This is a genomic window from Paenibacillus sp. NPDC056722 (assembly GCF_042790635.1).
GTDB lineage: Bacteria > Bacillota > Bacilli > Paenibacillales > Paenibacillaceae > Paenibacillus_AQ > Paenibacillus_AQ agri.
This window is the reverse complement of sequence record NZ_JBHTYV010000027.1, coordinates 1-7,942: the sequence shown is the minus strand read 5'-3', so window position 1 is coordinate 7,942 and position 7,942 is coordinate 1. Positions and strand designations below refer to the sequence as shown.

At 49.0% G+C, this 7,942-nt stretch carries 9 protein-coding genes; 7 read left to right on the top strand and 2 right to left on the bottom strand.

Features of this window, described 5'->3' with window-relative positions:
* On the bottom strand, nt 1-521 hold a 521-nt coding region (locus ACFRAM_RS28545), incomplete at its 3' end, for a MerR family transcriptional regulator (RefSeq protein WP_379470415.1).
* Nucleotides 522-2,572: 2,051 nt separating this feature from the next.
* Here ACFRAM_RS28545 and ACFRAM_RS28540 point away from each other — a divergent pair.
* The 7 genes from ACFRAM_RS28540 to ACFRAM_RS28510 all read left to right on the top strand — a co-directional run bounded on the left by ACFRAM_RS28540 (nt 2,573) and on the right by ACFRAM_RS28510 (nt 7,458).
* Entirely contained in the window at nt 2,573-2,860 is a 288-nt protein-coding gene (locus ACFRAM_RS28540) for a helix-turn-helix transcriptional regulator (protein ID WP_379470414.1), read from the top strand.
* Nucleotides 2,857-3,297, top strand: coding sequence for a phBC6A51 family helix-turn-helix protein (locus tag ACFRAM_RS28535; protein ID WP_379470413.1), 441 nt, complete (start codon nt 2,857-2,859; stop codon nt 3,295-3,297). The genes ACFRAM_RS28540 and ACFRAM_RS28535 overlap by 4 nt, the downstream gene beginning before the upstream one ends.
* Nucleotides 3,294-3,920, top strand: a complete 627-nt coding sequence (locus ACFRAM_RS28530) for a hypothetical protein (protein ID WP_379470412.1) — start codon at nt 3,294-3,296, stop codon at nt 3,918-3,920. Before ACFRAM_RS28535 ends, ACFRAM_RS28530 begins: the two co-directional genes overlap by 4 nt.
* Nucleotides 3,920-4,225, top strand: a complete 306-nt coding sequence (locus ACFRAM_RS28525) for a hypothetical protein (protein ID WP_379470411.1) — start codon at nt 3,920-3,922, stop codon at nt 4,223-4,225. The genes ACFRAM_RS28530 and ACFRAM_RS28525 overlap by 1 nt, the downstream gene beginning before the upstream one ends.
* Nucleotides 4,226-4,510: 285 nt before the next feature.
* Nucleotides 4,511-5,197 carry a sigma-70 RNA polymerase sigma factor region 4 domain-containing protein gene (locus ACFRAM_RS28520; protein WP_379470410.1) on the top strand — a complete coding sequence of 229 codons (687 nt, stop codon included), beginning with the start codon at nt 4,511-4,513 and terminating at the stop codon, nt 5,195-5,197.
* Nucleotides 5,198-5,627: 430 nt separating this feature from the next.
* A complete protein-coding gene (locus ACFRAM_RS28515; protein WP_379470416.1) occupies nt 5,628-6,182 on the top strand; it encodes a tyrosine-type recombinase/integrase in 555 nt (184 codons plus the stop codon).
* 832 nt (nt 6,183-7,014) lie between these two features.
* Nucleotides 7,015-7,458 (top strand): hypothetical protein, encoded by a 444-nt coding sequence (locus tag ACFRAM_RS28510; RefSeq protein WP_379470409.1) that lies wholly within the window; start codon nt 7,015-7,017, stop codon nt 7,456-7,458.
* A 125-nt stretch (nt 7,459-7,583) separates the two neighbouring features.
* Here ACFRAM_RS28510 and ACFRAM_RS28505 read toward each other — a convergent pair whose 3' ends face one another.
* Nucleotides 7,584-7,778, bottom strand: coding sequence for a hypothetical protein (locus ACFRAM_RS28505; RefSeq protein ID WP_379470408.1), 195 nt, complete (start codon nt 7,776-7,778; stop codon nt 7,584-7,586).
* Nucleotides 7,779-7,942: the final 164 nt, after the last annotated feature.

Here is a 7,942-nt window from a genome sequence, read left to right as displayed (position 1 = left end):
GCTTCCGCTTGCGTCGCGGCTAGCTGGCGCTGTATTTCCTCGACTGCTCGCCGCAGATCCTCAACCTGATCAACCGTTTCCGAGATCCGTCCGTCCTGTCCGTCCATTCGTTCGGAATGCTCCTCGATCCGCGTCGTTATGCGGTTTATGTGTTCCGTCTGCTTTCCGATCTCGACGACCGCCTGTCCCATCGTCTGCATGACCGTCAGCAGCGTATCGCGCGGATCCGCTCCGGACAGAACGCGCTCCACGTCCTCGACCGCTTCCTCTACTGTTACTGGGAATCCTTTTTTAGAGAGCAACTCCATGATCTGAACTTTCGACTGATCCAGCTCTCGCAGCTCCCGGATCGCTTTCAAAACGTCCAGCGCCTCCGGCTTATAATATGTAACAGCTCCATGCTTGACCGTGGGAATATATACGTGAAATTCCGTAATCCAGTCCGCTATCGTCGATTTCGCAAGTGGTTTGAGCGCCTCGACAAGATCTTTTTTCCTCAGCAATCCATCCATTCCGTTCATCCGTCCTTTCCCATTCCGACCGCCGACCGTCCTGTACGATTCCGGACGGAACCGCTCTATATATGGACTTATTCTCCGTCCGTCGTCCGTCTCCTGTTCGTTCAAAACGTTTTTTTATTGACGAGTCGGGGGATAGGTCGCGCCGTTCGATCTGAGCGCCTCAGCGTTGCGAATAACACGTCTTGCAGCGCGTCCGCCAGCTTCGTTCACTGACTGCTACTAAATAACCCTTACCGCACGTCTTACAATGGCTCCGAACAAGGACTAATGACCATTCGAGACTAGCTTTATTAAATTCGTATTTGTTGTCTTTATCCGATGGATCTGGACTATCCTGCTTCACAGCATCGGCGACACACCTCTCGCAAAGTTGCTGTCCATTATACGTTCGGAGCTGTATCCGCCCACCGAACCCCCAATCAATTCCCTCGACCTTATTGCAGCTGCCGCAGACCTTTCCAGCCTGAATCAGATCAATGCGCTCCTTCGCCATCTGACATCTCACCTTATCAACTGAATCATAATATCCAACCGCTGGCATAAGATGACCGCAGCTATAACAATTCAGATCACGGATCGGCGACGTTGGGATATCAAACATATAGTCACCGCCTCCCTTCCTATCGTTCACCCAGCGAGCTATTCCATCAATACTCACCTTGTTAGGGAACTGGCAGCTCGGACAGATATGAGTCTGAGTAATCTCACGACACTCCGAACAATCACACGGACTATTGAAATCATGGTTTGCCATTATAAAACCTCCTCTCTATGAATTTATTAGAACGTCGCCTTAGCCTCTATACGCCATTCTGAGACGTTCAACCCCTTCGTGAATATTAATTCGACTAATAAGACAAAGGGGGTAGAGAGTGCCCATTCCGTTCGTCTAGCGCTGTGCTTGACTTAAAATTATACTCTTAAAACCTATTCGAGTTAAGAGATCATTCCCTGCCTCCATTTCTATGTTGAGCGGATCGAGCTGCTACGGCGCAAGGGGATCCCACCACCCATCGGCTGCCGCCCCATATTCATTCATTCTTTTTTGAGGTGTTTACACCTAAGTATTTAGTTACAAAGTACGTTAAACTGCTTTAAAATCTCTTGACTTCAGGGAGTTAAATCGACACGCTGATATGGTTTGGCTTAGGCTCAGGAGACACAGAACACCCACCCGAGTCCACAGATAAATAAACTATGGACACGAGTGAGCGGTTGTTATGTACGCCGCGTAAGGTAGGATGAGTATCCGTCGCACCCATATCCAAACAAGAGACGTATTACCGTCTCACGCTGCCTTTTGCTACATGAAGCCAATCCCATGTAATTGACAGCGCCCTCCCCGACTTACGTCGGCTTGGCTACCTCCAGACCGATTTACGGCGTCCTCCCGTTAGTCTAACGAGCAGCGTGGATATGGTTACGCCCTTTCGCTCGTTACGCTGCCTTACCGCATCGGCGCAGCTCACCGTCCGCCAAGTTTTTAACGTCGTTGCTAGTGCTTTCCGACGTGGCGCTGCTGCTAGATTCCTTGAAAAGCAATAGGAAAGTAAGCCCACAGCATCCCATTTTTGAAAAAAGGATCCGAAGCGCGCCGATTATTCGATTAGATATGTAGACGGCTGAGCCGTTAACAACAAATTAAAAAGCCCCTGATCTCCGCAAACTGGGAGAATCAGGGGCTATCTCGTCCGATATATAAAGTCTCTTTTATACCTTGATAAATCGACTATCGAGAGGGTATAATGAGGCTAAATAAGCTCATTGTGAGTGCGTGCCTGTTTTCTGTCCGTTGTAGCGGTACGAAAGCAGCTGAGGGATGGGGATCCCGAGCCGCCGAAAACAATTGGGCTTTATTTTTTTGTTTTGGAAGTTATTAGCTATGTAAATCTATCTAAGATCATAACATACGATTTGGTAGATTGAAAGATCTTTGTTTGCACAAAAAGCCTGTACTGACGCGGATTTATAGCGCTATCACGCTATTTAGAAATTTCTTTCTTGTCCCAGATTGTGAAACGATGCTCCAGCTAACCTATATATGACGAAAGATGCTCAATCTCTCGTCCCCCCATAAAAGACGCTCTTCGATTCTTCGGAATCGGGGGAGCGTCTTTTTTATTTCCAAAACAAAGAGGAGGTCGCTCATGACGCACACACTGACCCCCGACGCGCTGAGGATCGTCCGGAATGTTTGCGATCTGACACAGCAGCAGCTCGCGGATCTCATTTTCGTTGACCGCTCCACGATAACAAAGATCGAGGCCGGATCCCGATCCATTACTCCGGAGATCTGCCGCGCGGAGGATACAGCACCAAGAAAGCGAGGAAAACAATGACGAGAACGATCATGGTACACGGTGACGATGAACATTTCACCCCTGAACAACTTTTCGCGGCTGAGCTGCTCTCACAAATTGGCCGTGGCGGTTTAACAATGGCAGAAATAGCGGAGCGAGCAAACACGTCTGAACGGAGTTTGCAGCGCTGGCGCAAGGATCCACGATTCGCCGAGTACGTAAAGCGGCGTTCGACCCAGAACATTAATGATCATCTTCCAGACCTGTATGAAACGCTCATAAATAAAGCAAAGAGCGGAACCTCGGCAAAATGGATGGAGTTAGTTCTCCGGACAGCCGGAGTCATGAACAACGAAATGATTGTCCACCCAGCGCCTCCGGAGAATAACCGCAGCAATGCTGCAATCGAGGCCGAGATCGACCGCCTACGTCGCGAGCTAGGCGAAATAGATGACGAGGAGGAAACACAGAAATGAGAACCTGGGACTTAAAAGAAAAGTTTGATCGTCAGGACGAGCAGCGTAACGCTGTTGTTGCGCGTTACGAGGCCGCTGTCGTCGCCGCTGGAACACAGCTGCAAGACTTGAAGGCACAAAAAGAATCACTCGTCAGAGACGAATTGAGGACGGGTACAGATCGGAGCAAGGAGAAAGCCAAGATTGCAGCGCAGATCGAGGCTGCAGAGAAAGCTCTCAAAGCTGCAGAGGAGGAGCGCGGCGCAGCCTATGAGTATCGTCGCACGGCTCCAGACCGGATCTCCGTCCGTCAGCTCGTTCTAGACTGGTCGGGAGACTTCCGTTCTTCCGTCCGTTCTGACGAGCTGCAGCCGATTATCGGCCGGCTCACAGAGGCACGCGCCGCTTATTATAACGCGCTGCTCGACGTCATAGAGCTCGAGACTGCCTATGAGCCAGCGTTCCAGCAGCTCCGCGATATGGCGTACACGGATAATGTTAATCATCCGGGCGACCATCGCGCTCCGCTACCGATCATGGCAAACAGCGACATTCCTCGGATTACGAACGAGGATCTCGCTATGATCGACAACTATCGTAAGCTGCCGTCTGGCATCAAGCGTACAGCTGGAGGTGCTCGCTAATGGAGAAGCAATACGTCGACAGCCTCCGGTCGATACAGACTAAACTCGTAAACGCTGCAGAGATCACGTCTGAGGACATCCAGGCTGCTCGAGAGATCGTCCGTCTGTATCCGTCGATGGTTCATCGTGCTCTGTTTGGAATGGTCTCAGGACGGCACCAAGTGCTGCTGCAGCCGAATCCTGAACAAGAGGTAGAACGTCCGACAGCTGAGCAGTTGGAGGCAGCTCGCAAAGCTGCAGCAGCGAATCCAACGCCGCAGACCATATCCGCTTACGCAACGCTTAAACGACAGGCCGGGGAATAAATCCTCGGCTTTCTTTTTTTGTCCGCTCGCGACACATCCGATAACCGGCATCGATATTTAATCTACGAACATGGACAAAACACCGAAGATGCAGATCCGTCAGTCAATCGTCAGTCAATCACGAGGCCGTTTTGCTAGAACTCTCTCTTTTTTCCTTAAATCTTCTTCTTTTTTATAAAGATGTGGTTCCAAAGAGGTTGTTCGCGCTGCTCACTATTACTTATATTCACGATATTTTAGCAAAGTGGTACAATTATTTTATGTACTAAAATATGGGAGGAAAACATGCCGAGAAAAAAGAAACCAGGTGCTTATACGAAGCAACGCGAGTTGAAAAATATACGTCTCCAAAGTATGAAAAATAAAGGTAAAATCGAGAGAATCCGCAGTACCGAAATGAAATGGGAAGAGCTTATTATGGATGGAAGCACAGACCGCTTACTCGAGTTTGAACCGATTCGCAAACTAATTTATGGTGCGGCTACTCGCTGGGGGCGAACTTACAAAAAAGATAGGATAACGTTTGAAGATTTCCTAAGTATCTTTTATCAAACAGCATGGGAAGTCATAACTACGTATACATGGGCAACAGATTTTTTCCTGTACGAAATGATCGTTAAAGCAATACAAAGCCGAGGGAGGAACTTGCTCAGGGACAGCTTAGAGACCGACCGTCGGAGAGTCCTGCACGAAGCATTGCCTCTTGCTGATGGTTTTGAGGAATTTTACCCTGATAGGGATGCGTTAGATGTGGCTGAAATTGTATTGGACAAGCTTTTTAAAGAGCAGCTATTATCTGATACGCACCTAACAGAAACCGAACGACGTATTTTCTGGAGTGTCTACAATAACGAGGATAATGAGAAAGCGTCACAGCGTAAAGTGGCAAAAGACATGGGGATAGACCGCCGAATTGTATCCCAAAATATAAAACGTTTACGCCGTAAGCTGGATCCTTACCGTACCGCGTAACATCATAGTACCTTTAACTATATTAACTGATGGCTTCGAGATCGGTTCAGCTGTTTTAATCTGCTAAATCGTTCGTACTGTGAAATAGCCGCTAGAGTTGCCAAATATGGCTACTATGGAGATTTTCCCTGTCATTCCCTTACAGAGACAGATCCAGCCGCCGCGTGATATATTGGAGGCCGATTCTCTGTATGAGTTTCGTTTCACTTACACTTTGCCGCTGGATCCGTTCAGCGGTCTTTTTACGTCCATTCATGCGAATGTATGCTTTTATGTATTTCCATACATTCAAAACGTTGACTTTATTGAGTTTATCCTGTATCATCGTTTATAGATAAGACTTTCATACATTCAATGTATGCTAATCATCAAGAAAGCGGTGATTCGATCAATGGAAACAACGGTTAAAAAGCCATTACATAAACAGAACATGAAAGGCGCGCTCGTCGACGTGCAGCCGCTCAGGACTCCGCAGGAGATCGAGGACATGAAACAGTCCCTCCGTCGTTGGTGCGGAGAGCGTGACTATTTCCTTTTCGTCGTCGGGATCAATACAGGATTGCGCGTCTCGGATATCGTGCCGTTCAAGGTGAAAGACGTTCGGGGAAAGGCTTATATCAACGTCTTAGAAGGAAAGACAGAGAAGAAGCGGCGCGTACTCTTGGAGGAGATCCAGCCGGAGATAGAGGCGTACACGCGCGGTATGGATGATGAGGACTTCTTATTCCCTTCTCGTAAAGGGAACAGCGCTATCAGTACCACGCAAGCATACAGAGCGCTTGTGAAGGCCGGAGAAATGATTGACCGAACAGATATCGGAACGCATACGATGAGAAAGACGTTCGGTTATCATCACTATAAGCGGAACAAAGACGTTGCCAAGCTGCAAGAGATATTCAATCACTCCGCACCTTCGATCACAATGTCTTACATCGGGATTCGTCAAGACGAGATAGACGAGTCACTGAAAGGCTTCAAGCTATAACGAACAGCTCACGCTCGGCAGCTCCTCGCTGTCGGGCTTTTTTCGTCCAAGCAGACCCCACCCACCGGGGAGCCCCCCCTCGCAGCCCCAGCTCAGCGGCTCCGAAAATTTACACAATATTTTTCAAATTTCGAGGATAAACGAAAAGTCGGGCCGACGTATGCTGTCGACCCGACTTATTATTTTGCCCAAATTTCACGAAATATACTCTTGACGGAATGACAAGATGCCTGTACAATGGTACTTAGAATACACAACTAAGTACATACATCGAATACAGGAAGTTAAGGTATTGCTATATAGGTGCCTCGACGGGTTCCAGATGCGACCAACATCAGGATTTACGCCCTCTTTTCATGCGACCAAAAAACGTTTACAGGCACAAATATATCAATCCTCCAGGGGGATTGTCAAGTTTTTTCTACACAAAACTCACTGATGCGTACGATATAGAGAGAATGTAAGCGTTTGTATTGAATAGTGCGACCATCCAAATCACCGGGCTCCTACGGAAAGGACAAGGTGAAACAATAGAATACCGAGACCTCCGAGTAAACTCATAAGGAGGTCGATCTCATCATGGTGTGCCAATTACCTAAAGGTACTCATGTGAGAGAGCACGAAAGAGATGCTCATACCGTAAAAGGTCATTTTCGCAATACGCGATATGGTCGCTACTGGGTTCATGAGCACATCCGTAGTGGCTCTACAGTCAGAGAACATTGCCGCAGCTAAATTAGCGGCAGTTTGCCGCAGATAGTTTGCGGCAACTGACTCTCACAACCGTCACCCCGTCGCATATGTCCCCAAAAAACCGCCACGTCACAAAGACATGGCGGTTTTCCGTTTACTTATTCGCCGGATGCTGCTTCCCGGCGTCTTTTGGCTGCTGGAGCTTCGCGATCTGCTGCTCGTGGTCTTTACGCTGCTGCTCGATCTGAGCGTACAGCTTCCGGATCTCCTCCGTCGCCTGTTCGAGCTTGTCCTGCTGTTTGTCTCGGAGATCGGCGAGCGCCTCTTTCCTCTCCGCGTCCTTCTGCTTCGAGAGCAGCTCCAGCGCCTCGCGCTGACGTTCCTCAGCTTGCCGCTGCTGTTAACCTTCGACGCTTCCAGAGCGGCGAGATCGCCCTCTAGAGCCGTTACACGCGCCGCCTGTTTATCAGACATAACGAAAAGGCCGCCGGATGCTTTCCGACGACCTACTTCATACGAGTGCTTCTCGATTTCCCAAATAATACCATTCGAACAACCTATCAAGCTTTCATTTCGACCGTGAATGTCAGTGTAAATAATCCTATGACGTTAATCTTAAAGACCGCTTTTTTCACGCCTCTCCACCCCCTGCTCTATTTCTAAAAGTAGAATAGAACCGGAGGCCAGGAATATAACACTTCGGCAAAATTATTTTTCTGACTCGCTTCGCCAGCTCCGCAGCTCATCCGAGAACTCTCTCATTTCCTGCTGGATCTCCTGATAGTCCCAATGCAGCCGCTCGCCAGCCTCCCGGCCCTCCTGAGACATTTCGCGGATATCTAACCTCATCGCGCCTATCTCATCGAGGATCTCCTGAGCGAGCGCTCTCTCGCTATCTGTCATTTCCAACGCCTCCACCACGGTTTACTAGCTTCGGACTCCGCTCGTTCGGCTCGTTCGTTCGCGGCTGCTGCTTCCGCTTGCGTCGCGGCTAGCTGGCGCTGTATTTCCTCGACTGCTCGCCGCAGATCCTCAACCTGATCAACCGTTTCCGAGATCCGTCCGTC